This window comes from Micromonospora vinacea (assembly GCF_015751785.1).
Taxonomy (GTDB): domain Bacteria; phylum Actinomycetota; class Actinomycetes; order Mycobacteriales; family Micromonosporaceae; genus Micromonospora; species Micromonospora vinacea.
On the sequence record NZ_JADOTY010000001.1, the window covers coordinates 6,498,267 to 6,523,440 of the forward strand.

A 25,174-nucleotide genomic window follows, 5' to 3' on the forward strand; every position below is an offset into this window, starting at 1 on the left:
CCCGGTCAGGAGGAGGGCTGCAACACGGGGGTGGTGGGCAGCGCGGCGCGTACCTGCGCCGAGTCGGCGACCCAGCCGAAGATGCCGCCCTGGGCGGCGATCATGTCGAGCCCGACCCGGTGGAACTCGGGGAAGTAGGACCCGACGCAGTCGGCGAGCACGAGGCACTCGTACCCGCGGTCGTTGGCCTCCCGGACGGTGGTGTGCACGCACACCTCGGTGGTGACCCCGGTGACCAGGAGGCTGCGGATGCCCCGCTCGGTGAGCAGGACGTCCAGGTTGGTGGCGTGGAAGGCGCCCTTGCCGGGCTTGTCGATGACCGGCTCGTCGGGCAGCGGCGTCAGCTCGTCGATGATGTCGTGGCCGTACTCGCCACGGACCAGGATGCGGCCCTTGGGTCCGGGGTCACCGATCCGTTTGCTCGGTGCGCCACGGCTGAGCTTGGCCGGCGGGCAGTCGGACAGGTCGGGCAGATGCCCCTCGCGGGTGTGCAGGATGCTCAGGCCGACGGCGCGGGCGTCGGCCATCAGCGCCACGAGCGGCCCGATGGTCCGGCGCAACTGGCCGACGTCGTTGCCCAGGCTCTCACCGAACCCGCCGGGTTCCAGGAAGTCGCGCTGCATGTCGATGACGAGCAGCGCCGTGGTCGAGAGGTCGAAGGAGTACGGGCCGGGCCGCGCGGCGGCGATGGTCAACATGGGCGCACCTCACCTGGCCGTGGCGGCGATGACGTCGTCGGAGGTGGTGACGCAGCCGAAGACGCCACCCTGCATGGTGACCATGTGCAGGGCGGCGTCGTGGTTGGCCTTGTCGGTGGCGCCGGTGCAGTCGGAGAGGATCAGGCACTCGTATCCCCTGTCGTTCGCCTCGCGCATTGTTGTGTGCACGCAGACGTCGGTGGTGATGCCGGTGAGGATCAGGTGGGTGATGCCCCGGGTGCGGAGCACCAGGTCGAGGTTGGTGGCGTAGAAGGCGCCCTTGCCGGGCTTGTCGATGATCACCTCACCGGCCACCGGGGCCACCTCGGGCACGATCTCCCAGCCCGGCTCGCCCCTGACCAGGATCCGGCCGGCCGGGCCGGCGGCGCCGATCTCGGCGCCGATGCGCGCCGAACGCCACCGCTTGTTCGCCGGCAGGTCCGACAGCTGCGGGTCGTGCCCCTCCCGGGTGTGTACGACAAGCATCCCGAGCGATCGTGCGTGCTCCAGCAGCCGGGCAGTGGCCGGCAGGCCGGCCCGGGTGAGGCCGATGTCGTAACCCATCGCGTCGACGTAGCCGCCCGGTCCGCAGAAGTCGGTCTGCCAGTCGATGCAGAGCAGTGCGGTACGCGCGGTGTCCGCCGCGCCGTCGTAGGGCCACGGGTAGGGGTTGGCCGTTACCGGCCCGATGCTGCCCATCCTCTCGCCTCCTGTCGTGATCGCTGGTGCTGCCGCGTCAGCGCCGGGCCGCGGAACGGCGGTACGCCCGCCACCCGCCGCTGGCGCTGATGTCTTCGGCCGGCGGGCCCGCCGCATACGCTTCGCAGAGGAAACCGAGCACATCCCGTCCGTCGTGCAGCCGGATCCAGCCGACCGAGAGCGGGGCCGGCACGCCGGCCAGCAGCCCACCGAGCGCGGCGCTGGGCAGCCGCCACAGCTCCACCTCGATCGGGTGGCCCGGCGACCCGTCCGGGCCGGTCCGGACCAGGCCCGGCAGTCCGTCGCCGTCGGGGGTGTCCATCCGGTACAGCCGGTAGAGCGGTGCGGTGCGGGCGGTGCCGGCGAGGACCGCGCCGTGCCCGAGCAACTCGCCGTTGCGGGACTCGCCGGTCAGGTGCCGGCCGACCACGGCGATCAGCAGTTCCGCCGTACGCTGGGGCGGCGGTGAGCCGGCCTCGACCGCGCCGGTCGGCGCACCGCCCTCGGTGAGGGTGGCGGCCAGCCGGGCCAGTGTGGTGTCGCTGAACGCCGGGCCGACCAGGGTCAGGCTCGCCGGGCGGCCGGAGCTGGTGAACCCGTTGGGTACGGTCACCGCGGCCAGGTCGAGCAGGTTCGCGAACTGGGTGTAGCGGCCGAGCATGGCGTTCCGCCCGATCGGGTCCTCGGCGATCTCGTCGAGGGTGAAGGTGGTGCCGACGGTGGGCACCACCAGCACGTCGATGTCCTCCCAGAGCTGGTCGACCTGCGCTCGCAGTTCGCGCAGGCGGTGCTGACCCCGGAAGGCGTCGATCGCGTCGTAGCGCCACCCGGTCTCGAGTACGGCCCGGGTCACCGCGAGGACCGACTCGGGGTGCGAGCGCAGGAAGCCGCCCAGGGCGACGAGGCGCTCGGCCACCCAGGGCCCCCGGTAGAGCAGGTCTCCCGCCTCGAAGAAGGCGCCGAGCGGCACCGACCGGGGGGAACCGACGAAGGTGCGCAGCCGTTCCACGCCAGCAGCGAATCGGGTCTCCTGCCCGGTGTCGCCGAAGAACTCCAGGTCTTCCGCCCGGGGCACCCCGAGGCGGAGCGTCCCCGGCGGGCGGGGCACGACCCGCTCGGCCGGGAACGGGCGTCCCCAGGGGTCTGCCGGGGTGACGGCACGGGCGGCATGCAGGACGTCGAGGGCGCCGGCCACGTCGGGGGCGAAGACCGACACGCAGTCCAGTGAGCGGCAGGCGGGCACCACGCCGGCCGTGCTGAGCAGACCCCGGGTGGGCTTGAGGCCCACTATCCCGTTGAGAGCCGCCGGCACCCGGCCGGAGCCGGCGGTGTCCGTACCCAGGGCGAAGCTGACCTGGCCCGCGGCCACCGCGACCGCCGAGCCGGAGCTGGAGCCCCCGGAGATGAGGCCGCCGCCGAACACGCTCTGACAACTGCCGTACGGCGAGCGGGCGCCGGTCAGGCCGGTGGCGAACTGGTCGAGGTTGGTCTTGCCGACCAGTAGCGCGCCCGCGTCGAGGAGCCGCCGCACCACCGGTGCGTCCTCGGCGGCCAGGTACCCGAAGTCGGGGCAGCCCGCCGTGGTGACCATGCCGGCCACGTCGATGTTGTCCTTGACCGCGAAGGGGATCCCGTACAGCGGCAGCGCGGGATCACCGTGGCGGGTCAGCGATTCGGCGCGCTCACGGAGGCGGTCGGCCGGGACGGTGCTGATCCAGACCGGCCCGTGGTCGCTCCCGGAAAGCCCGTCCAGGACGCGTTCGGCGTGGTCCGCCGGGGTCAGGCCGCCCTCGCGGTACGCCGACCGAAGCTCCGCAATGGACTTCACTCGCTCTGGCATACAGTCGATTGTCGACTGTTCTGTTTCGGGAAACCGCGCGTCACGTAACGACGACATGACGGGGCGTGCCCACGGCTGACTCCAGCTAGCCGAGGTACGAACGCGCGCCGTGCCCAGAGAGCACGGCAAGCACCTCCTCCGGGTCTCCCCCGGCGACCGCCTCGAACAACCGCTCGTGCCGGTGGACCCCGTCCAGCGGCTGCGCCAGCTCCGCCTCCCGGCGCAGGTTGATCGCCATGTAGAGCTGGAGTTTCACCAGGATCGAGCCGTACACAGCGGAGAGCTGCCGGTTGCCGGCGAGCGCCACCAACGCGACGTGGAACTCCCGGTGCGACTCGGCGACCGCCATCCGGTCGCCGACCCGGGTCGCCTCCCTCAGCTGGTCAAGTGTCGCCCGCAACCCGGCGAGGTCGCTCTCCCGGCCGACCGGGATCCCCGCCCGCACCGAGAAGCGTTCCAGCACGTCACGCAGCTCGTACAGCTCCCGCACGTCGCGGTCCGACAGGGTGGCCACCCGGACCCCACGCCGGGGCACGTGCTCGACCAGCCCCTGCTGGGCCAGCAACCGCAGCGCCTCCCGCAACGGAGCCCGGCTGATCCCGAGCCGCCGCGTCAACTGCTCTTCCACCAGGCGCTCGCCCGGGTCGCTCTTGCCGCTGAGGATTTCCCGGGTCAGCCGGGAGACGGCGAGGTCCACCAGGCTGACGCTCTCCAGCTCACCATCCACCGTCGATGCGGCCACGTCGTCCACGCCGATGAGTCTGCCACCTGCCCCCGGACGGCCGGCGTGGGCGCGTCCTCCCTCGGCGGGGTCGGGTCGGCTGCGCACGGCATCGGCTCAGCCTCCCTGGAGCACAGTCGGAGGGCTTCTCACCCCGAGCGGCGCAGCCCCAATCGAAAACGGGATCACCGACTCGCGTTGGTCACCGGGATATCCAGGTCTAGCCGGGTGCCGGTGACCGCCAGCAGGTAGGTGACGCACGGAGCCGCGGCGCGCAGGGCCAACGCGACCTCGGCAGACTCGGCCGCACGCTGTGTTCGCAGCAGGGCGCTGATGCCATGGGCGCTGAAGAAGGTCACCCCGGAGAGATCGAGCACCAGACGTGCGGGCCGCCGGGTGATCACGTGTTCGGCCAGCTCACTGATGAGATGAGCGGTGCTCATGTCGACCTCGCCGGAAACGACGATCAGTGGCGCATGCGGGTCATTGTTCAGGTCGAGCGTCATGATCGGTTTGGCGGGCCGAGCGTGCTGCCGTATGGGTTGAGCGTGCTGCCGAGTGGGTTGTTCGAGGATGGACATGACGCCTCCCGATCTGGTTCATCGGTGAGTCGGACCCTCCCGCGGCGACGAGGCGCGGGCGGCGGACCTGGGCGCATGTCTTGACCCGCGGACCACCCTACCCACGACGTGCGCCGCCGACACCCATCGCCGGGGACGAGTCCGATCCGACACTGATCGCGAAGATCCCGAAGAGGTACTACCCGTCCGGTTCGGTCCGCCGGCCCGGGGTAGGGCCACATGCTGGAAGGCGGTCGAGGCGAGGAGGCGACAGCGGCGGACCTGGTGGCGGCCCGGTTGGCCGGCTGGGGCGTGGGCCAGGTCTTCGGCTACCGGCCTCCGCGCCCCAGGCGCTCGTCGTCGCCGACTGATATCCCGGGTATTCTGACGGGCCTGTAGTTCACATCCGCGTACCGGATGTGACGAACCAGCGTCGAGCAACCGGCGTTGGTCCCGGCTCCGCCCGGTTGGGGGTCCGTGCAGCGGTCCGCGTCACGCGGGCTGCCATCCGCGCGCCCACGCCATCCCGAGCTTCGATTCTCCATGGGCGCGCCGGCCGTGAGGACTCGGTGCCATGACCCACTCGCCGACGGACCCCGCCGACGCATTCGCCGAGCTCGGCCGCATCAAACTCGCTGAGACCAGCCTCGACGACGTTCTGCAGCGCGTCGCGGAACTGGCCAAACGGGTGCTGCCCGTGCCGGTCGAGGTCTCGGTCACGCTGGTTCGCGGCGGAACCGGGCACACCGCGGCGTTCACCCACGAGCTGGCTCTCGACCTGGACGAACGCCAGTACGCCCAGGGAAGCGGCCCGTGTCTGGCCGCCGCCGCCGGCGGCGACATCCTCTCCGTGCCCGACATCACCGCCGAGGATCGCTGGCCCGACTGGGCCGAACGCGGCCGCAAGGCGGGAGTCGGCAGTTCCGTGTCGATCGGCATGCCGATCCAGGAGGCGGTGGTCGGCGCGCTCAACGTCTATGCCCGCACCCCGCACGCCTTCGACGACGACACGGTCGCCGTGCTGGAGACCTTCGCCGCGTACGCCGCCGTCGCCCTGGCCAACGCCCAGCTCTACGAGAGCACAGCCAACCTCGCCCGCCAGATGCAGGACGCGATGGCCAGCCGTGCGGTCATCGAACAGGCGAAGGGCATCATCATGGCTGAACGCCGGTGCACCGCCACCGAAGCGTTCAACATCCTGGCGAAGGTGTCGCAGGACTCCAACCGCAAGCTCCGCGACGTGGCGCAGGCCCTGGTGGACGGGGCAGCCGGAGAAACCAGGCGCTGACCAGGGGCTTACCGCTCGGCGTCGGCGTCGGCGTCCGCCGCGCCATCGCCGTCGCGGGCCGCGTGGGACAGGTCCACGTCGGCGCCGGTCCGGGCGGCGTCCGCCTTCGCGTCGTCCGCGCCGACGATCTCCCCGGCAGGGCCGGTGTCCGCGCCGTCGTCGTCGATCAGCCGCCCGGCGTCGGCCAGTCCGATCGGTACGTACCTGGGATCGGTCATCTCGTCCTCCTCGGGGGTTTTCGCTCGTCCCCTACCGCTACCCCGAGGGGGTTTCCGTACACCCCGGCCCGCTACTCCTCCGGGACGCGCGGCCCGACCTCGCCCCGCTTCAGGTGCTCCGCGTTGCGGTCGGCCTCACTGTCCGCATTCGCGGCCCCGGAGCCAGGATCCGTCGTTCGGCGTCCCTCGGCGTCCTGGTACACCGCGCCGGTTTCGAGGGCTCTCTCCTGCTGACTCTGCTCAGGCGTGGTCATGAATTCCCACCTACCCTCCGGCTCCACCAGCAAACGGTCCCGCCGGCGCTGCCCGATCGGCACCTGTTTGGCCGGGACGCCATCAGCAGCCCGCGGCGTCGCCACGGCAGTGATCATGGCATCAGGCGACGCAGAACTCGTTGCCCTCGGGGTCCTGCATGACGACGTGCCCGAGGACGTCGCCGTACCACTCCTCGCGGACCACCGTCGCGCCAGCGGCAACCAGGTCGGGGACCCTCTGCCGGATCAACCGGGCGCGCTCGGCCATGTCCCCGGAGCCGGGACCGGCCACCCGGATGTCGATGTGCATACGGTTCTTGGCGGACTTTCCCTCGGGGACCTTCAGGAAGCTGATGGCAGGACCCCGACCGTCCGGGTCGACGATGGACGCGTTGTCGGGCTCGTCGAAACCGGGCTCCTTGACATAGCCGAGGGCCAACGCCCAGAAAGCGGCGATCCGCTGGGGATCGTCGGCATCGCATCCCAAGGTCCAGAGAGTGGCCACCCCGCCAACGTACGTCAGCTGTGACACCCCTGTCACCGACCCGACCGGGCGTCGCCCGGCTGACACCCGGGACCGCCGTCGGCACCGCGGTGGTGGCTCAGTGGCCACGGAACGCCTCCTCCAACCACCATGAGCCGCGCGCGGCGCAGACCTTGGCATCGATCACCAGCGGCCGGGTACGGGGACCGGCGAGCCAGCGGCGTACCGGTGCGAGATCGTCGACGGTCCGGACGGTCATCCCGTCGCAGCCGTAACCGCGGGCGATCGCGGCCAGGTCGGTCTCGGGGAAGGTGACGGTCTCCAACGGGTGCCCGTCCGGGCCGAAGTGGTGCACCTCCGCGCCGTACGCCGCGTCGTCGTAGATCACCACGAGCAGGGGTAGCGCCAGCCGAACGGCGGTGACCAGTTCGGTCGCGGACATGACGAAGCCCCCGTCGCCGACCGCGGCCACGGTGAGCCGGTCCGGCCGGGCGACAGCCGCGCCGAGCGCGCTGGCCAGGCCGAGCCCGACCGACTGGAACGCCTGGGTGAAGCAGAACCCGGCCACGTCCGGCACGTCGAGCCACATCGACGGGTAGCCCATGAAGTTGCCGGAGTCGACCACCACCGTCCGGTCGGGTGGCAGCAGGTCGTCCAGTGCGGCCGAGAGCGTCCTCGGGTCGATCGTCGTCGGCGCGCCGCCGCCCTCATCCTGGTACGGAACCGTCCGCCACCGGCCGTGGCCGCGAATCCGTCGGGCCAGTTCCGGCGTACGCCACCCGCCGTCGACGGACCCCGTGAAGTGGTCCCCCAACCGCCCGAGCACCGCCTCGGCGACCGCAGACACCTCGCCGGCCACCGTCAGGTCGACCGGGCGGTTGACCCCGAACGCGGCCGGGTCGTGGTCCACCTGGACGACGACGGCGGAGGGTGGGATCAGTTCGCCGTGCCGGGTGGTCCACATGTTCAGCGTGCTGCCCCACGCGACGACCAGATCCGCCGTGCCGATCAGCTCGGCGGCGAGTGGGGTGGCGAAGCCGCCGGCGACGTCGAGGTTCCACGGGTTCCCGGCGAACAGGCCCTTCGCGGCGGCCGATACCGCGAGCAGCGCGCCGCACGCGTCGGCGAGCCCGGTCAGCGGTTCTCGGGCTGCCCGGGCGCCCCGACCGGCGATGAAGACCGGCCGACGGGCGGCCTGGAGCGCGGCCAGCAACGCCTCGATCGGCGGGATGGCGGGCGGGGCCGTTGCGACCACCGGGACCGGGCCGGACCACGGTTCGGTCACGGCCTGCTGCACCTCCAACGGGAGGCCCAGCACCACCGTCGCGCCCCGGGCGGCGGTCCGGTACGCCGCGCCCGTGTCCTCGGCCGCGTGCGTCGCGCGTACCCGGTTGAAGTCGGCCCCGACCGCGGCGGCGAGCGCCGGCAGGTCGATGAAGAAGTTCGACCGCGGCGCTGTCGCCTCCGGGGCCAGGACCACCATCGGGGTACGGCTTTTCGCGGCCTCGGTGAGGCCGGTCAGCGCGTTGGTGACACCCGGACCCTGGTGCACCGAGAGCAGTCCCACCGTCCCGGCGGTGCGGGCGTACCCGTCGGCCATGCTCGCCGCGCCGCCCTCGTGGGCCGCCGCCACGAACCGGGCGCCGGCCGCGACGAGCGCGTTCGTGACATGGAAGTTGCCACTGCCGACCACCCCGAAGACGTGCCGTGCGCCGTGTCCGTACAGGGTCCGCCCGACCACCTCGGCTACCCGCATCGGTGGTCCGGCCTACCGTTCGACCAGCGCGAGGACCCGGCACGGGCTGCCCGACCCGGAGACGATCGGCAGCGGTCCGGCGATCACCACCGCGCCGGTCGCCGGCAACTGCGCCAGGTTACGGAGCTGGGTCAGGCCGTACTTGTCCTGGCCGAGCAGGTACGAGTGGCACGGGAATGGCGGGTCGAACGAATGCGCGGCGCCCGCGTCGGTCCCGACCGTCTCCACCCCGACGCCCTGGATCGGTGACTCCTCGGCCAGCCAGCGGGCGCACTCCACGGAGATGCCCGGGGTACGCCCGGCGTTGGCGTACCGTTCCGGGTCGTCGCCGTAGGCGTCCCAGCCGGTGCGGTAGAGCAGCCAGCCTCCGGTGGGCAGGGCGCCGTGTTCCGCTTCCCACGCCTTGACGTGCTCGACCTCCAGCAGGAAGTCACTGTCGTCGGCGGCGTCGGAGGCGTGGTCGATCACCACCGCCGGGGCGATCATCTGGCTCACCGGGACCTGCGACACGTCGGCGCCCTGTTGGCCGGTGACCCAGTGCACCGGGGCGTCGAAGTGGGTGCCGGTGTGCTCGCCGGTGGAGAAGTTGTTCCAGTACCAGGCCGGGCCTCGGTCGTCGTACCGGCTGATTTCGCTGAGCCGGAACGGCCAGGTCTGGCCGAACTGCTCGGGCAGACCCAGGATCGGGGTCTGGTCCGAGAGCGGAGCGGTGAGGTCGACAACCTGGATCTGGCCGCTGGAAAGAGCGGCGACAAACTCCTGGAGCACCGTCATGCGGCGACGGTACACCCGCTCATGTTCCACGATGGACCATCGAACGGAGCCACTTGGCGAGGCCTCCGTGCCGCTGCCATGAACCAGCGTATGGCTGCCACCGTTGCCTGCCGGCCTTCTCGGTCGACCGCTGACGGCTATCCGAGGCGGCGGCTGCGTGCCGCGATGCGGATGGTGGTGCCTACGGGTCCGCTGTCGACGAGGAGGTAGTCGGCCATCTGCCCCACCACCCACAAGCCCATTCCTCCCGTACCGGACAGGGGCGGTCGCTCGGCGCACGGAACGTAGCGAGCGGCGTTGAAGCCCAGCCCCTGGTCAGTGACTTCACAGGTGAGCTGACCGTCCAGGAGCAGGCGTAGCCAACCTGCCCCTCCCCCGTGCCGGATCACGTTGATCATGAGTTCGTTGACAGCGATGACCCAGTTCTCGATCTCGTCGTGGTCGAGGCCGCATTGGCGACCGACGACCTCGACCTCGTGTCGGACGCGGTTGAGGTCGGCGAGGGTGAACGACGTCGAGAACAGGGGCTTGCTGGCGGTGGGGACGTGGTGGCCGAGCGGTGGGTCACCCACTGCTTCCCCTCCCTGTCGGACGTGGAGCCGGTGGCACGAGGGAGGATAGCGCTCCGCAACGGGTTCACCCGGCGACCATTGCATCGATGTGACATGGGAAGGTACCCCACGCCGACGGCACGACACTGTTGATCTCGCGCCTGACGTGCCATCGGCCGCGTGTCGGCGTCTAGGCTGCCTGGGTGCCCGATGCCGAACTGGTGACGAACGACGAGCGGCTGAGACGTATCGAGGCGATCACCGACGCCGCCCTGTCAGGGCTCAACATCGCCGAGTTGCTCGACGAGCTACTCGAACGGGTCCGGGACCTACTGAAGGTCGACACCGCCACCATCCTCCTGCTGGACGACCACACCGGCGAGCTCGTCGCGACCGCGGCCAAGGGCCTGGAGGAGGAGGTGCGCCGCGGGTTCCGTATCCGGGTCGGACGCGGCTTCGCCGGCCGAGTGGCGGCGACACGCGCCCCGGTCACGATCCACAACGTGACGCCCGACGACGTGGTGAATCCGATCCTGCTCGCCACGGGCGTCCGTGCCCTGCTGGGCGTGCCCATGATTGCCAACGGCAACCTCGTCGGCGTACTGCACGTCGGCTCCCTGGCAATGCGGCGGTTCGGGCCCGACGACGTGCAGCTGTTGCAGCTCGTCGCCGATCGTGCCAGCTTGGCGGGTCAGGCCCGAGTGCAGGTCCTCGACCGGCAGGCTGCGCTGGCCCTGCAACACAGCCTGCTGCCCGGCCGGCTACCCGACATTCCCGGCCTGGACCTTGCCGCCCGGTACGTGCCCGGCCACGACCTGGGCATCGGCGGCGACTGGTACGACGTGTTCACGTTGCCCTCGGGCTGGCTGGGCGCGGTCATCGGTGACGTCTCCGGCCATGGGCTGCCTTCCGCCGTCGTCATGGGACGCATCCGCAGCGCGCTACGCGCTTACGCGCTCGATTCCGACGATCCCGCCCAGGCGCTGACCTCCCTCGACCGCAAGATCCACCACTTCGAAGCAGGCACCCTCACCACCGCCGTCTACGCCCTGATCACACCCGACCGCACGAGGGTGCACCTCTCCTCCGCAGGCCATCTACCACCGCTGCTGGCTGTCCCCGGTCATCCCACCCAGCCGGTCAACCTGACGGTGGACCGGCCACTCGGTGTGGGCCGACCATCAACCAATCGACGCACCACGGTTCTGGACCTACCGCCGGGCGCGGCGCTCGTCTTCTACACCGACGGACTCATCGAACGCCGCAGCGAACTGATCGACACCGGCATCGAGCGCCTCGCCGACGCCGTGCAGTCCGGGCCAGCCGAGGCGTTGTGCGACCACATCATGGCCACCACCGCGGAGGAGCACCCTGTCGACGACATCGCTCTGCTGGTCATCCGCCGGCAACCACCGCCGGCTTGAGCCTCCGGGCAACCGCTGGGCCGCGACCGGTTTCCCGTCGGCGAGTTGATCATGGCTCGGCGGTGGCTGCTGGCCTGGTCCGCAGCCGCGCCGGCCCGAGCAGGCCGCACAGCGACGACCAGAAACCGCGGCACCGGCACGCGGGCTGCGGTGGGTGCCGCTCCAGCACCGGCAGACTGAGCCGCCGCTCAACCCAGCTTGGTCGACGGATGGCCATCACGAGCGCAGCCGTCGAGCGACACTCCGCACTGGTTGGTGGTTGCCTGAAGCTGACAGGGTGGGATCTGGTCCGGGCGAAGGAGCGTTAGAGTCGCCCAATGGCGATCTTCCGGGTCGACGAGGTGAGCCCCGCGACCGTGCGCCTGCCCACCCGGCCGCTCAACGAACTGTTCGATGACGCGTTGGTGATTGGCGGCGATCCGGCGATGCCGGTGCTCGTGCCCGACGGAGTGCATCCGCTGCTCGACGCCGTCGGCCGGGCGTTCGCCGACCATCGCCCGCTGGTGTTGTCTCCGGACGCGGTGTGGTTGACCATCACGCAGGGGGTCGCGCAACACATCCGGCTGCACGCCGAGGAGTTGCGCCCCCGCTTGGTGAGTCACGCCGGCCGTAAGCGGCTCACCGTCACCGTCGATGGGCAGATGCCGCAGGACGCCGCTTCCTGGCAGGACCTGGTGGCGTCCTTCCATGAACTGCTCGCGGCCGAGATCACCGACGCGGACCTGTTCGAGTGCGACTTTTCCACCAGCACTGACGTCGACCGGATCGCGGGACGAGTAGCCCTCCTCGACGCCTACTCGCCGTACTTCTCACTCTGGCTGGTATGCGTGTGCGGAATCCCGTCGATCACGCTGACTGGCGACGTGGCGGACTGGCAGAAGATTCGCGCGCGGGTGGACGCGCTCGCCGGGTTCGGCCTGCAGAAGTGGTGCCGCTCGCTCGGGCCGATCGCCGACCAGTTCGTCCGCGCCGCGGCAGGGGATGAGGACGTGGCGTTCTGGCGGCGCATCTACAACCCGGTCGACGCGTACGGCGGTGACGTGGTCACCGGCTGGGCCGCGCGCCTGTACCCGTACCTTCGCGGTGAGGGCACGTTCGACCGGCCGAACCCGCTGCTGGAACTGCCCATCGACGAGCCTCGCGACGCGACAGTCGACGGACGCGGCTTCTACCACGGTCCCGGCCTCCGCACCGATCAGGTCCCCGCGACGTTGTCGCGGGTGACAGTGGACGTCAACGATCTGGTGGCGGGCGAGAACCGGGCGGTCGCCCTGCACGCCGGCCTGGTCGGCGTCGCGCAGGACGACAACGGTGGACTGCGGCCCATTGCCGGCTGGTACCTCGCGCCGAGCGCGGTGGAGATCGACGACGTCATCGACCGGATGGTGCGCGACCACGAGACCACACCACCCCAGCCCGTACGCCTGTTGAACGCGCCCGCCGAGGTCGTGGCGCTTTACCAGCGCATCGGTGCCGCCACCCTGTTCGGCGCGTGGCAGCTACTGCCGGCCGCCGAGCACCGCTGGATCTACCGCGACAACGACGAGCGGTCACTCCTGCCGATCATCGACCTCGCCGATGGCCGCAAGATCTGTGCTGCCGTCGACTACGCAACGCAGTCGACCCACTGGATCCTCTGCCGAGCCGAGGAAGTGACGGCCGCACAGTCGGACGAGTTCGACGCGCTCGTCCGCCTGATCGACGAGCCCGCCGACGTTCCCGTGTACGGCACCTCGCTCGCGCAGCTGCTCGACGCCGCCCTCGACTCCGAAGGCGACATCTCCCACCTGGAAACCGGCCGACTCCACCAGCTCGACCGACCCAGCGGTTGATCCAGGAGTACGCCCCGTCGACAGAGTGCTCTCAGACCCTGGCCGCTGGCGCGCGCGTCCCGACGGGACGATCGGTGAGGCCCGCGACGAGCAGCAGGTACGCGGTCAGTTCGACCACCGCCGTGAGCGCCGGCATCGGTTGCGGTAGGGACAGCGTGGGCGTGATGGCATGCCACGCGAACAGGGCGTTGTCCCTGCCGACGGAGAGGGGCATCGGGACCATGCCAATGCACGTGTCCATCAGAGCCAGTGCGGTGAGGGCCAGCAACGCCGCGCCGATCGAGGCGAGCCGTCTACCGTGGCCGGCGAGCGCCGCGACCTGAGGAGAGGCACCCATGATGCGGACGTTCCTGCAGTCGGATGATTTGCACGATCTGGTGGCGGAGCAGTTCGGCTCCACGAGCCGGCTTACCGGCCTGGAGCGGCTGACCGGTGGCAGCAAGAAGGGCGTCTACCGGCTCGGTCTCGACGATCAGAAGACCGTGATTCTGTATGTGTGGGCAGCGGGCGAGAATTACTGGCCGCCGTCGCCGACGGTCCCGGATGACCCGTTCACCGACGCGTCGGGCGCGGAACTCTTCGCAGCCAACCACGCGGTACTCGTCGCCGCTGGTGTGCGCGTGCCGCGGCTGATCATGCTCGACCGCGACGGCCGCTACCTCGACGCCGACATGGCGCTGCTCGAAGACGCCGGCGCGCTACGGCTCGAGACCCTCATGGAACGCGATCCCGCTGCGGCCGCCGCGCCGCTGTCGATTCTCGGCGACGCCCTGCGCCGTATGCACACCACCTTCGACCCACGCTATGGCAGGCTCGCGGCCATCGCCCAGGGCAAGGCGTCCCAGACTCGACGCACCGAGGACATCATCGTGGACCGGGCGCTCGGCCACCTCGACGCAGCAGCAGCCCGCGACCCCAGGCTGTCTGCTGCGCAGCAGAGGATTGCCGCCCACCTGCATCACCTCCATGGCAGGGTCGCGCCACGGCGGGAGTACGCGCTGGTGCACGGTGAACTCGGACCGGATCACGTACTCGTCACACCGGCCGGCGAGCCGGTGATGATCGACATCGAAGGGCTGTCCTACTTCGACGTCGAATGGGAGCACGCCTGGCTGCAGATGCGCTTCGGCGAGGCGTATCCGGCGCTGCGTCCGGTCGATCTGGACGCGGACAGGTTGGAGCTCTACCGGTACGCGCAGGTGCTGTCGCTGATCGAGGGTCCACTGCGCATCGCGGACACCGACTTCCCGGACCGACGATGGATGCGCGACCTCGCCGAGCGGAACATCGCCAAGGCACTCGCCGCGATCTGATGCCTCCGGCTGTGCGGTCAGACCAGTCGGCGGCGGACCCACCAGAGGGAGAACAGGGCCAGCACGACGGTCAGCGCGATCAGCACGCCGAACTCCCGCCATTGCAGGGTCCAGAACTTCGAGCCGGGCACGTAGCTCACCTTCAGGCTGAGGTTCTGCTCCCCCAGCCATCTCTGGCACGCATCGCGCCCGCCGAGCGCCCTCGGCCCGCACTGGGTCATATCGGCCGGACCGGTGAACTCCGCTCCGGTCGAGGTGATCGTGGTGCTCGACACGACCCAGTCACCCCTGCGGTCGGGCTCGACATGGACCATCATCCGCCCGGTGTCGGGGCTCATCGAGATCCCGAAATCACCGTCGAACCGTAGGGGGCTGACCGTGGTGATCGGCTGAGCCAGCCAGGGGCGGATCGCGAACGGAGCGGCGATCTGGAGGCCGACGACCACCAGGAGGGTCACCGCCATCGCGGCGAGGGTCCGCCGCAGCAGCAGTCCGGTGGCGACACCCACCACGAAGGCCAGCATCGCGTAGCCAACCGGGACGATCCCGCGGGCCGCGAACACCAGCGGGTTCATCCGGTCCGCCGAGGCCCCGTCGATCGGCTGCGCCCACTCGCTCAGCACCAGGCTGAGCACGCCGGCACCGAGCGCGGCGGCACCGCCACCGACCGCGAGTTTGACCAGCAGCCAGCGGTCGCGGCTGACGGACTGGCTGAAGACCATGCGGTACGTGCCGGTCTCCAACTCCCGGGCCACCAACGGCGCACCCCAAAAGATGCCTACCAGGGCGGGCAGCAGGTACAGGGCGCCGATGGCGGCGATGTGGAACTCACTGGCCCACCCCGGTTGCAGGGCCTGGAGGAATGCCTCGCCGGCGGCGAGGCAGGCGTCGCCCTGGCAGCCGGTGTACCCGGTCTGCGTGGCCAGCTCCGTCACCTCGGCCCAGGTCAGCGCCAGACCACCTAGGAGCAGCAGCAACAGGGTGCCGGTGGCCAGGGCCGGGGTGCGAAACTGCCGCCAGGTCATCCAGATCATCGCTGTCCCTCCAGAACCCGATCCGGCCCGTCGCCGGTGGCACCGCTCATGTACGCCAACACGATGTCCTCCAGGTCCAGCCGGTCGACCTGCCACGTCGGGTCGACGATCGGCGCGGTGCTGCGCACCACCAGGGTCGACTGCACATCGGTGTGGCTCTGCTCGACCAGGGCTCGCCCGGCGCCCAGGTCGGCGGTGTCGCGCCGCTGCCCGACCAGGCGGTGGTGGGTGGCGAGCAGGTCGTCCACGTCACCGGCCACCCGCACCCGAGAGGCGACCAGCACAATCAGGTAGTCGCAGACCCGTTCCAGGTCGGCGACCAGGTGTGAGGACATCACGATGCTCATGCCCTGCTCGGCGGTCAACTCCATCAGCCCCTGCAGGAAGTTGCGTCGGGCGAGCGGGTCGAGTGCCGCCACCGGCTCGTCGAGCAGCAGCAGATTGGGGCGCTTCGCCGCGGCGACGGTCAGGGCGAGTTGGGCGCGCTGGCCACCGGAGAGCTTGCCCGCCTTCTGTGCCGGGTCCAGGCCGACCTGGGCGATCCGCCGCTCGGCGAGCGCACCGTCCCAGGACGGGTTCAGGTGTGCACCCATCCGGAGGTGGTCGGCGACGGTCAGGCCGGCGTAGACCGGTGTGTCCTGTGCGACGAACCCGACCTGCGGCGACCCGCTGACCGGCCGCGCGCCGAGCACCTCGATCCGCCCCGAGGTCGGATCGAGCAGCCCACAGGCCAGTTGCAGCAGCGTGGACTTACCAGCGCCGTTCGGCCCGACCAGGCCCACGACGTGGCCGGCCGGAATGTCCAGAGTGCAGTCCTTCAGTGCGGAGCGGCGCCCGTACCGCTTGGTCAGACCGTCCGTGATCAGCGCGCTAGTCATGCTCGGGCCTCCGAAAACGCGCGAAAGCTGCTGAGGAAGAGCGCCTCGATGCTCTCGTCGTCCAGGCCGGCCTCCCGTGCCTCGGTCAGCCAGCGCGCGAGGTCCTGCCGCAGCGGTTCGTGCTTGCTCAGCGAGTCGCCGCCCAGCGTGCGGGTGACGAACGTGCCCAGTCCTGGCCGGGCGGTGACCAGGCCCTCGTACTCCAGCTCGCGGTATGCCTTGGACACCGTGTTCGGGTTGATCGCGACCCGGGCCACCACCTCCTTGACGGTGGGCAGCTTGTCGCCTTCCTTCAGGACCCCGAGCCGGAGTGCGTGCCGTACCTGCCGGATGAGCTGCATGTACGGCGCAACCCCGGACCGTGCGTCCAGGTGAAACTCGATCACCTCGCCACCCCATTCCACTAGTTGCCTAGCACAATAGGGCCATGGACGGCCTCTCCGCTACCGAATGACGTCGTGGGATCTCGGACGACTACCCGTCGACGGTGCGATGGGTTCCACCGGACGTCACTACAGGCCCAGGCTCCGCAGGGTCGGTACGGTCTGGCCCACCCAGGCGAGGTCGGCGTCCTCGCGAGCGCCCTGGGTGCGTTGTGTGCCGGCCAGGAACCACAGGAAGTAGGTGGTGTAGCCGGGCGCGCTCACCACTGTGTGGTACCCCTCCGGCATCATCTGCATGACGTGATCGCGGATGGTGACGTTCTCCTCGTACCCGTCGTCGGTGTAGACCCGGCTGATGCCGAACCCGTTCGCCGGGTTGACGCGGTAGTAGTACATCTCCTCGTGTGCGGCCTCGGCTGGCAGGTCGTCGACCTTGTGCCGGTGTGGCGGGTAGGTGCTCCAGTTGCCCGAGGGCGTGTAGGTCTCGCCGACGATGAGACGGCGGGCGGGCAGGTCCGGCTGCGAGATTTCGGTGAGGATCTGGTGGTAGGTACGGCCGAAGTTGGCCGCTCCCCAGCGGCCGGTCGCGACCTGCTCCGGTGCGATGACATAGGGGTCGGTGGCCAACTCGCTTGGTGCACTGGGTAGGGCTATCTCCACGTCGGTGACGGCCTCGACGGTCACCTCGGAGCCGGCCGGGATGTAGACGGAGTGCGGCTTACCGGAGAAGACGTCGGCACGCTGACCGACCTGCGGGAAGTGGCGGTCGGCGACGGTGAAGCTGGCCGTGCCACCGAGGATGACGGCCAGGATCTCCCGGTCGCCGGACCCGCCGGTCCAGGACTCGCCAGCCGACAGCCGCAGCAGTGTGAAGTCCAGCAGCCGGCAGGGGTTGAATGGCAGCGTGTTCCGGCCGTCGAGGGCGGGGATGGAGCAGTGGTAGCGGTAGTTCATGATCACCTTTCGCAGAATGCGGGCAGTGCGGGTCGGTCGCGGCGGCTACCAGGGGCTGATCCAGCCAGGGATCGTGGCGCGGGTGAGGGCCTCCAGGTAGAAGTAGTCGCCCCAGAGGGTTCCCTCGTCGACGCCGACGCTCTTGGGTTTGTCGTAGACGCCGTGCAGGATCAGCGCATTCGAGGCCGGATGGCTGCCCGTGGAGTAGTTGTCGATGAGCGAGCGCAGAATCTTGGTGGCGGCTGTCCGGTACCGGCCGGCGCCGGCCGTGTCGGCGAGGCCGTCCGCCAGTTCGACCAGGCCACAGACGGCGATGGCCGCTGCCGAGCTGTCCCGCTCCTGGCCGCTGCCGTCGCCGAACTCCAGATCCCAGTACGCGACGTGGTCGTCGGGCAGGCGCGCGAGGAAGTGGTCGGCGCAGGTCCTCGCGGCGGCGAGCAGCGCGGGGTCGCCGATGTGCCGGTGGTTGAGGCTGAACCCGTAGATGCCCCAGGCCTGCCCACGCGCCCAGCAGGAGTGGTCGGCGTGGCCCTGTTCGGTTTCCCCGCGCAGTGGCGCGCCGCTGTCCGTGTCCCAGTAGAAGGTGTGGAAGGTGGTGCCGTCCGGACGCAGGATGTGCTGGCGCAATTGAGCGGTGTGCCGGCGGGCCGCGGCGGCGTAGCGGTCGTCGCCGGTGGTCTCGCTGGCCCAGAAGAGCAGCGGCGTGTTCATGAGGCTGTCGATGATGGTGCGGCCGCGTTGGCGGGGGTCGTTCAGGTCGCCCCAGGCCTGGATGATTCCGGCGGGTTCGAGAACGCGCGTCATCAGGTGGTCGGCGGCGGCGAGAGCCGCGTCTCGGGCCCGCTGGTCGCCGGTACGACGGGTCGGGGTGACGCAGGCGAGGGTGTAGAGGAACCCGAGGTCGTGGGTGTCCAGGTCGATGCCGTCGGTCATCCGGGCCGCGAAGCTGTCCACGTGCGACATCGCGGCCCGCAGGTAGTGATCGTCACTGGTCAGGTCGTGTGCCAGCCAGAGCATGCCGGGCCAGAAGCTGGTGGTCCAGCCGACGTTGGCGCCCTCGGGCTGGCCAGCACTCGGTGGCCGGAGCGGGTAGCGGTTGGCGTCGGTGGTGTCCGCGGGGTACCGGTCGCCGAAGGTGGCGATGTTCGCGCCGACGGTACGTATCGCGGCGGCCACCGCGGCCGCCGTGGCTTCTGCGTCGGAGTTGGGACGGACGTCGGTCGCCGTCATGGATGCTGATCTCCCTCGTGTGTCCGGTCCGGTGCCGGGCAGGTGTCTCATCGGCGTCCCGGATCGGTGGCCGGAACGTGGTGTTCACGTGGTCTGGGGTGCTGTCGTCGGTGGGTCGAGGGCGGCGCGCATGGTGAAGCGGCTGTTGGCCCACACGACGTAGAGCAGTGGCGCGGCGGCGAGGCCGAGCGCGATCGCGGGGCGGGCGGCCAGGATCTGGGCGAGCAGCACGAGGACGAGCAGAGACACGGCGGTGAGGTACCAGCGGCGCACCGCCAGATACAGGCAGGCACGGGCCACGTCACGCAACCGCGCGGTGGGTCGGTCGGCGAGGGTCACCAGCCCGAGCAGCGTGGTCGCGATGGTGAGGACGATCAGGGTCGCCAGGACCGGAAGGGCGAGTGCGCCGACCCGATGGCCCCACGCGGCGCGGGCGTCGACGGCGAGCACGACCAGTGCGGCCATGGCTGCCGCCGTCCAGAGCATCGCCGGCCGGGCGGTGGCTCGCCAGGCACGGCCGTAGGTGCGCAGCACCCCGCCGGAGTCGCCGGCGGAGTAGGCGGACATGACCGCGAAGACCGCACAGAGCCCGGGCGCGCAGAGCGGGGCGGTCAGCGCGTACAGCGGCCACGAGCGTGCCGCCTCGGTGGTGAACATGAGCGTCACCAGTGGCAGGCAACCGAGCACCAGCAGCAGGTTGGTGACGAGCGCGACGTAGAACCCGTCGAAGACGGCGGTGATGGTGTGGTGGCGCGAACGCATGGGCCTCAACCCTTCAGTCCGGTCGTGGCGATGCCCTCGATGAAGTGGCGCTGGCCGAGCAGGAAGATGACAGCGACCGGCAGCACGGACAGCACGGAGCCCGTCATGATCAGCGCGTACTCGGCGTTGTACTGGGAGATGAAGGTGTTCAGTCCCAACTGGATGGTGCGCAGCTCCGGACTGCGCAGGTAGATCAGCGGGCCGAGGTAGTCGTTCCAGGTGGTCACGAACGTCAGCAGGGCCAGGCTGGCCAGCGCCGGTCGGGACAGCGGCAGCATGATCCGACGGTAGATGCCGAACTCGCTGAGACCGTCGACCCGCGCCGACTCGCTCAGCTCCTCGGGGATCGTCTCGTAGAACTGCTTCATCAGGAACACGCCGAACGCGCCGAACGCCTGCAGCGCGACGATCGACCACAGCGTGTTCGACAACTGCAACTTCGACATGAGGATGAACTGCGGAATCATGTACGACTGCCAGGGCACCGCGATCGTTCCGACGTACGCCAGGAAGAGCGCGTTGCGGCCGGGAAAGCGGACCCGGGCGAAGCCGTAGGCGGCGAAGCTCCCGGTCACCACCTGCAGGAGGGTGACGACCACCGACAGCAGCAGGGTGTTACCCAACCACGTCATCATGTCCGAGCGCTGCCAGATGTCGAGGTAGTTGCGCCACACCACGGGATCGGGGAGCCAGGTGATCGGGATGGTGAAGACGTCGCTGTTGGTCTTCAACGACGCCACCACCATCCAGTAGAACGGCAGCAGCAGCCCGGCCGCCGCGAGCACGAGGGCGGCGTACCCGACGAGCCGCCAGCCCCGGGACCGGACCGGTCGGCCGGGCGCGCTGCGGTTGTCGGACGCGGCGACGGCGGGGGTGGCCAGGGAGAGGTCGGTCGCGGTCATCAGCTGTTCCTCCGCTTGTTGACCATGAACTGGATGACCGTGATGCTGAAGCAGATGGCGAACAGGACGATGGAGACCGCCGAGGCGTAGCCGAACTGGTTCTCCTCGAAGCTCTTCTGGTAGATGTACTGCGAGAGCACCAGTGTCGACTGGCCAGGTCCGCCGCCGGTCATCACGAGGATGAGGTCGAAGACCTTGAAACTTTCGATGGTCAGCAGCACGGTGACGAAGAAGGTCGTGTGTCGCAGCCCGGGCAGGGTCACGTGCACGAACCGCTGCCACGGTGTGGCGCCGTCGGTCTCGGCCGCCTCGTAGAGCTGGGCCGGGATGGTCTGCAGGCCGGCCAGGAACAGCAGCATGTAGTAGCCCATGTACCGCCAGGTGCCGACGATGATGACCGCCGGCATCGACCAGGTCGACGACGTGGTCCAGCCCGGCGGGTTGTCCACCCCCACGGCACCGAGCAGAGCGTTGATCGGGCCGTACTCCGGGCTGAACAGCTGGTTCCACACGACCGCGATCGCCACGATCGAGGTGATGTAGGGGAAGAAGGCGACGGTGCGGAAGAACCGTACGCCGCGCAGTTTGCGGTTGAGCAGCAGCGCCAGCCCGAGTGACGCCGCGAGGGTCAGCGGGATGTGGAAGACGGTGTAGTAGACGGTGTTGCGCAACGCGGTCCAGAAGCTCGCGTCGTCCCACATCCGCCGGAAGTTGGCGGTGCCGGTCCACTCGGCCACCCCGAAGACGTTCCAGTTGGTGAAGGCCACGTAGAACAGCACGACGACGGGTAGCAGGGTGAGCACGGCGAAGCCGACGAAGTTGGGAAGGATGAACGACCAGCCGGCGACCGTGTTGCGCGACACCAGCCGCCGGTTCCTGGGTCTCGTGCGCGGCAATGTTGCCATAGGGAGTCTCCGGGAGCGTTCGGCGTGGTGGCGGGACCGGCGTGCGGCGGAGGCGCGCCGGACCCGCCATCAGCTCACTGGTTGAGGACCTCGTTCTTGGCGCGGGCCTGCGCCTTGCTCAGCTCCGCGTCGACGCCCTTGCTGTCGGAGAGGATCGCCGAGTGCGTCTCGTTGAGGAGGTTCTGCAGGCCGGCGGTGTGCTTCGACACCGGGTTCTCCGGCTTGACGGTGTGCTTGGCGTAGGCGAACTTCGACAGGTCGTCCTGCGGTACGCCGGCCAGCCCGAACAGCGTCGCGGTGACCGCGTCGGTGACCTGGGCCGGGGTGATGCCGATCCCGGCCAGCGCCTTGCCGGCATCCGGGCCGGCCGCGTACTGGAGGAAGGCCTTGGCCGCGGCGGTCTTGGACTTGCTGATCTTCGGGTTGATCCCCAGGCCGGTCGGGTCACCGAAGGTGACAGGTGTGGCGGAGGTGCCGGTGGTGGACTTGTCGAACTGCGGCGCCGGGGCGATCCCCCACTGGAACGTGTCGGCGTCACCGCTCTGTCGCTGGTTGAGCAGCGTGGCCACGTACCAGGTACCCATCAGCAGCATCGCCGACTGCTGCTTGCCGAACTGCGCCTGGTAGGTGAGTTTGTTGGTCTTCGCGGTGCCGAAGGTCGGCTGCGCGCCGGCCGCCTGCAGGTCCAGTGACCGCTCGTAGTACGGCTTCAGGTAGCCGAAGTCCCCGGAAAGCAGGTCCGCGTTGGGGGTCTGGGCGAGCGCGAATCCCTGCACCGTCGACTGGAAGGTGTGCTGGTAGGCGCCGGTCGCGTTCGAGCCGGCCCCCTTCAGCCCGGTGTGCAGCCGCTTCGCCGCGTCGGTGTAGTCGTCCCAGGTCCAGTTGCCGTCCGGCGGAGCCACCTTCGCCTTCGCGAACAGGTCCTTGTTGTAGAACAACACCCAGGAGTCCTGCCGGTACGGCACCGCGTACGCCTTGCCGTCCACCTGGTACGACGCGAGCGCCGGGCTCGAGCCGAGACCGGAAGTGGCGTCGGAGACGTCGAGCAGCTGACCACCGCTCTGGTACGTGTAGAAGTTCTTGAGGTTCTTCATGACGTAGACGTCCGGGGCGGTGCCGGCGGCCAGGTCCGTGATCATCTGGGTGTCGTAGTCGTTGCCTGGGGCGTACTCCTTGAGCTCCACCGTCACGTTCGGGTGGGTCGCCTTGAAGCCGTCGGCGAGCGCTTTGAACTCGGGTGTGGACGACAGGCTCCAGCCGGCGAGGGTGATGGTCACCGGGGCATTGGGGTCGACTGGCTCGTCTCCGCCCCCGCAGCCGGCGAGAACCAGCGCCAGGGCCGTCGCGGCGCTGATGACGGCCGGTATCGCACGCTTCATGCTCTCTCCTTCAGGTCAAGGGGCCCGGACGGGCCCGCACTGCTACCAGGTCGCCTGGGTGGGCCTGGCATGCTCCATGTCCAGACGGGTCGACGTGCTGATCCCGTCGGGCCAGTCGACCGCCAGATGGAGGCCGCGGCCGTCCTCGTCGACCACGGCCTGGCATGCCTGCCCCGCCGTGGTCACCGGCACCCTGGCCAGCCCGGTGAAGGTGGCGGCCCATGCCCCCGGCCGGACGGGGTGGTCCAGCCAGGGCACGACCAGCCCGCCGGCAAGGGGCCCGCCGTGCGGAACGGCGGTGACGCCGGCCGTTCCGTCGCCGTGAACGCTCTCGAGCCAGCTGGTCAGGTCGGCCCCCGTCACGACCGCCACACCGCCGCCGGCGGTGGCCGTCGCATCCCCGGCAATCGCCCAGCCGCCGATCCGTAGCCGCAGCGCGGCCGCCTCGACGCCGTCGGCGAGGCCGTCGACGCGGGTCAGACGTAGCTCCCAGGGGCCGCGGACCAGCGAATACAGGGTGAGGTGCCCGGCCGGTCGGGACCGGCCCACGCGACCGCCGCCGTGATCGCGCTGACCCGGTTCCGGGTCGACCCAGTAAGCGAGGGCACGTGACCCGGCCACGCCCACACCGTCGGGGTCGACCCGAACGGTCAGCAGGCGCATACCGGCGCGGTGGGTGACCCGGCCCGCGTCGTCGACGAGAGTGACGGACTGGTCGAGCGGACTGGCCCAGCCGCTGTCGTCGAGGACCGGGGTGGTGGCGGTGGAGTAACCCAGTCGGGCGTAGAGCGGGGAATCTGAGACGGTGGCGCCCTCGACGGCGTGGTCGGTGCCGTGGTTGACGACGCGGACGATGCCGTCGGCACGGGTGCCGGAGACCAGCCAGCCGGGTGCGTGTATCGCCCGCACCGCGTCCCACTCCTCCACCGGCAGCGGCTCCTCGGGAGTCGTCCACACCGGATGGTCGACGGGTAGCGCGATGCCGAGCAGGCCCTTGCTGGCCCAGTACGGCGAGCCCGGCCCGGAGTACGACTGCGCAAGTCGCGGCCACGGCCCGTGCCAGCCGAGGGTGAGCAGGCCTCGTTCGTCCGGGGCGCCGTTGGCGACGAAGTGACGCACGATGCGGGTGGCCGCGCCGCGCAACCGGCCGAGGCTGACCGAGGGCACGCCGGCGATGGCGCCGATCCAGAACGGCGCCGCCGCGGCGAAGCGGTAGGTCAGGCTTCGCCCCTGGATCAACGGTGATCCGTCGGCGCCCACGAGCGCGACAGCGTCGCTCAGGAAGCGGTCGAGGCCGGCCAGGTCCCGTTCCCGGCGCTGCTCGGCCAGGTCCGCGGCGCCGGCCATCCGGGCCCACAGCGTCGGGTAGAGGTGCAGGGCCCAGCCCACGTAGTGGTCGTAGGCGCGGTGCGACCCGTCGGACATCCAACCGTTCCCGCGGACGAAGCCGTCATGGGTGGTCAGGTCCTCGTTCATCTCGTCGAGCGAGTGCGGCCCACCCACCGAACGCAGGAACGTCTGGACGACCAGCCGGAACCAGACCCAGTTGATCCGTGGGTACGTGTCGTCGCCGACCGCCGGGCGCAGATAGTCCACCACCCGCCCGCGCACCACGGACGGCAGCCGATCCCAGATCCATGGGCGGGTCATGTCCAGGACCAGCGCGATGGAGGCGGCCTCCACCTTGGCCTGGGGGTGCTCGTCCAAGCGCACCCAACGGTCTGGAGAGCGCGGGTCGGTGCCGGCGGTGATACCAGCCGTGTACCGGTCCACGAGCTCGTCCACGCCCACTCCCCGGGCACCCGCGATGCGGAAACCAGCCAGCAGAAAGGTGCGGGCGAAACCCTCCAGTCCGTCGACGGCCCGCCCATAACCGCCCTCCGGGCCGGGAAAGGTGACGAGGGCGTGTCCGGGCGACGCGAACGGTCGGGCGGCGGCGAGCATCCGGTCGGCGAGGGCCAACCAGTCATCCCGGTTCCAGGTCCCGGCGGTGGCGACATCCGAGCCCGTCTCCGGCGTCACCTGGCCGGTCGTCCCGTACGTCATCCGTGGTCCTGTCGCATCGATCCGTCTCCATGGAATGTGGCGAGCGGGGCGTTGCCCATGAATGTGACGCGCAGGCATCCGCAGGGTTTCCGAAGTAAAACGCTCACAACGGAGCAAGTCAATGCCGCTCCCAAACCGATGTGGACACTATCGATCAAATAAGCGCACAACACCGCCCTGAAGCGTCAAGCGGTCTGATACGATCACAATCGTTCATAGCCGCTCTACCGTCCGAGGAGGACGGAACTGCCGGCACGGATGCTCGCGTCGCACGAAGCGTTCCTCGGAG

General features: G+C 70.0%; 26 protein-coding genes. 4 read left to right on the top strand and 22 right to left on the bottom strand.

The genetic code is table 11. The annotated features are described in order from the left end of the window. Positions 1–5 precede the first annotated feature (5 nt). From IW249_RS30410 to IW249_RS30430, 5 genes are all read right to left on the bottom strand, one after another. A complete protein-coding gene (locus IW249_RS30410) occupies positions 6–698 on the bottom strand; it encodes a cysteine hydrolase family protein (RefSeq protein WP_196923922.1) in 693 nt (230 codons plus the stop codon). 9 nt (positions 699–707) lie between these two features. Further along, positions 708–1,397: a biuret amidohydrolase gene (biuH, locus tag IW249_RS30415; protein ID WP_196923923.1), complete on the bottom strand. Its 690-nt coding sequence runs from the start codon at positions 1,395–1,397 to the stop codon at positions 708–710. A 37-nt stretch (positions 1,398–1,434) separates the two neighbouring features. Further along, on the bottom strand, positions 1,435–3,237 hold the full coding sequence (gene atzF / locus IW249_RS30420) for an allophanate hydrolase (protein ID WP_196923924.1): 1,803 nt from the start codon (positions 3,235–3,237) through the stop codon (positions 1,435–1,437). A gap of 85 nt (positions 3,238–3,322) precedes the next feature. After that, complete coding sequence (locus IW249_RS30425; RefSeq protein WP_196923925.1) at positions 3,323–3,988, bottom strand: GntR family transcriptional regulator; 666 nt, start codon at positions 3,986–3,988, stop codon at positions 3,323–3,325. 155 nt (positions 3,989–4,143) lie between these two features. Next, positions 4,144–4,539 carry an STAS domain-containing protein gene (locus tag IW249_RS30430; RefSeq protein ID WP_196923926.1) on the bottom strand — a complete coding sequence of 132 codons (396 nt, stop codon included), beginning with the start codon at positions 4,537–4,539 and terminating at the stop codon, positions 4,144–4,146. A gap of 553 nt (positions 4,540–5,092) precedes the next feature. Here IW249_RS30430 and IW249_RS30435 point away from each other — a divergent pair. Further along, positions 5,093–5,806, top strand: coding sequence for a GAF and ANTAR domain-containing protein (locus IW249_RS30435; RefSeq protein ID WP_196923927.1), 714 nt, complete (start codon positions 5,093–5,095; stop codon positions 5,804–5,806). A gap of 8 nt (positions 5,807–5,814) precedes the next feature. Here the strand turns inward: IW249_RS30435 and IW249_RS30440 are convergent, their stop codons facing one another. The 6 genes from IW249_RS30440 to IW249_RS30465 form a co-directional block, all read right to left on the bottom strand. Next, on the bottom strand, positions 5,815–6,024 hold the full coding sequence (locus tag IW249_RS30440; RefSeq protein ID WP_196923928.1) for a hypothetical protein: 210 nt from the start codon (positions 6,022–6,024) through the stop codon (positions 5,815–5,817). Between the two features lie 71 nt (positions 6,025–6,095). Continuing rightward, entirely contained in the window at positions 6,096–6,395 is a 300-nt protein-coding gene (locus IW249_RS34565) for a hypothetical protein (protein WP_231392718.1), read from the bottom strand. A gap of 4 nt (positions 6,396–6,399) precedes the next feature. Further along, entirely contained in the window at positions 6,400–6,783 is a 384-nt protein-coding gene (locus tag IW249_RS30450) for a VOC family protein (protein ID WP_307788757.1), read from the bottom strand. Positions 6,784–6,880: 97 nt separating this feature from the next. Continuing rightward, on the bottom strand, positions 6,881–8,518 hold the full coding sequence (locus IW249_RS30455; RefSeq protein WP_196923930.1) for a thiamine pyrophosphate-binding protein: 1,638 nt from the start codon (positions 8,516–8,518) through the stop codon (positions 6,881–6,883). A gap of 12 nt (positions 8,519–8,530) precedes the next feature. Continuing rightward, positions 8,531–9,292, bottom strand: a complete 762-nt coding sequence (locus tag IW249_RS30460) for a cyclase family protein (protein ID WP_196923931.1) — start codon at positions 9,290–9,292, stop codon at positions 8,531–8,533. 137 nt (positions 9,293–9,429) lie between these two features. Next, positions 9,430–9,864 (bottom strand): ATP-binding protein, encoded by a 435-nt coding sequence (locus tag IW249_RS30465; protein ID WP_196923932.1) that lies wholly within the window; start codon positions 9,862–9,864, stop codon positions 9,430–9,432. 182 nt (positions 9,865–10,046) lie between these two features. On the opposite strand from IW249_RS30465, the gene IW249_RS30470 reads away from it, so the two are divergent. Next, complete coding sequence (locus IW249_RS30470) at positions 10,047–11,267, top strand: PP2C family protein-serine/threonine phosphatase (protein WP_196923933.1); 1,221 nt, start codon at positions 10,047–10,049, stop codon at positions 11,265–11,267. A 317-nt stretch (positions 11,268–11,584) separates the two neighbouring features. Next, positions 11,585–13,099 (top strand): DUF4419 domain-containing protein, encoded by a 1,515-nt coding sequence (locus tag IW249_RS30475; RefSeq protein ID WP_196923934.1) that lies wholly within the window; start codon positions 11,585–11,587, stop codon positions 13,097–13,099. A 31-nt stretch (positions 13,100–13,130) separates the two neighbouring features. Here IW249_RS30475 and IW249_RS30480 read toward each other — a convergent pair whose 3' ends face one another. Next, entirely contained in the window at positions 13,131–13,436 is a 306-nt protein-coding gene (locus IW249_RS30480; protein WP_196923935.1) for a hypothetical protein, read from the bottom strand. Here IW249_RS30480 and IW249_RS30485 point away from each other — a divergent pair. Next, positions 13,435–14,412 (top strand): phosphotransferase family protein, encoded by a 978-nt coding sequence (locus tag IW249_RS30485; protein WP_196923936.1) that lies wholly within the window; start codon positions 13,435–13,437, stop codon positions 14,410–14,412. The genes IW249_RS30480 and IW249_RS30485 overlap by 2 nt on opposite strands. A 17-nt stretch (positions 14,413–14,429) precedes the next feature. Here IW249_RS30485 and IW249_RS30490 read toward each other — a convergent pair whose 3' ends face one another. The 10 genes from IW249_RS30490 to IW249_RS30535 form a co-directional block, all read right to left on the bottom strand. Then, positions 14,430–15,446, bottom strand: a complete 1,017-nt coding sequence (locus tag IW249_RS30490) for an ABC-2 membrane transporter-related protein (protein WP_196923937.1) — start codon at positions 15,444–15,446, stop codon at positions 14,430–14,432. Further along, positions 15,443–16,324 (bottom strand): ABC transporter ATP-binding protein, encoded by an 882-nt coding sequence (locus IW249_RS30495; protein WP_196923938.1) that lies wholly within the window; start codon positions 16,322–16,324, stop codon positions 15,443–15,445. The genes IW249_RS30490 and IW249_RS30495 overlap by 4 nt, the downstream gene beginning before the upstream one ends. After that, positions 16,321–16,710 (bottom strand): GntR family transcriptional regulator, encoded by a 390-nt coding sequence (locus IW249_RS30500; protein WP_196923939.1) that lies wholly within the window; start codon positions 16,708–16,710, stop codon positions 16,321–16,323. The genes IW249_RS30495 and IW249_RS30500 overlap by 4 nt, the downstream gene beginning before the upstream one ends. 126 nt (positions 16,711–16,836) lie before the next feature. Then, the gene (gene iolB / locus IW249_RS30505) at positions 16,837–17,661 is read right to left on the bottom strand and encodes a 5-deoxy-glucuronate isomerase (RefSeq protein ID WP_231394489.1); all 825 of its coding nucleotides are present in this window, start codon (positions 17,659–17,661) and stop codon (positions 16,837–16,839) included. A gap of 45 nt (positions 17,662–17,706) precedes the next feature. Continuing rightward, positions 17,707–18,891, bottom strand: coding sequence for a glycoside hydrolase family 88 protein (locus IW249_RS30510; protein WP_196923941.1), 1,185 nt, complete (start codon positions 18,889–18,891; stop codon positions 17,707–17,709). Between the two features lie 84 nt (positions 18,892–18,975). Continuing rightward, positions 18,976–19,653: a hypothetical protein gene (locus IW249_RS30515; RefSeq protein WP_196923942.1), complete on the bottom strand. Its 678-nt coding sequence runs from the start codon at positions 19,651–19,653 to the stop codon at positions 18,976–18,978. Positions 19,654–19,658: 5 nt separating this feature from the next. Then, the gene (locus IW249_RS30520; RefSeq protein ID WP_196923943.1) at positions 19,659–20,555 is read right to left on the bottom strand and encodes a carbohydrate ABC transporter permease; all 897 of its coding nucleotides are present in this window, start codon (positions 20,553–20,555) and stop codon (positions 19,659–19,661) included. Continuing rightward, a complete protein-coding gene (locus IW249_RS30525; protein ID WP_307788758.1) occupies positions 20,555–21,418 on the bottom strand; it encodes a carbohydrate ABC transporter permease in 864 nt (287 codons plus the stop codon). Before IW249_RS30525 ends, IW249_RS30520 begins: the two co-directional genes overlap by 1 nt. A 116-nt stretch (positions 21,419–21,534) precedes the next feature. Next, a complete protein-coding gene (locus tag IW249_RS30530; protein ID WP_196923945.1) occupies positions 21,535–22,839 on the bottom strand; it encodes an ABC transporter substrate-binding protein in 1,305 nt (434 codons plus the stop codon). 42 nt (positions 22,840–22,881) lie between these two features. After that, a complete protein-coding gene (locus tag IW249_RS30535) occupies positions 22,882–24,885 on the bottom strand; it encodes a DUF2264 domain-containing protein (RefSeq protein ID WP_196923946.1) in 2,004 nt (667 codons plus the stop codon). Positions 24,886–25,174: the final 289 nt, after the last annotated feature.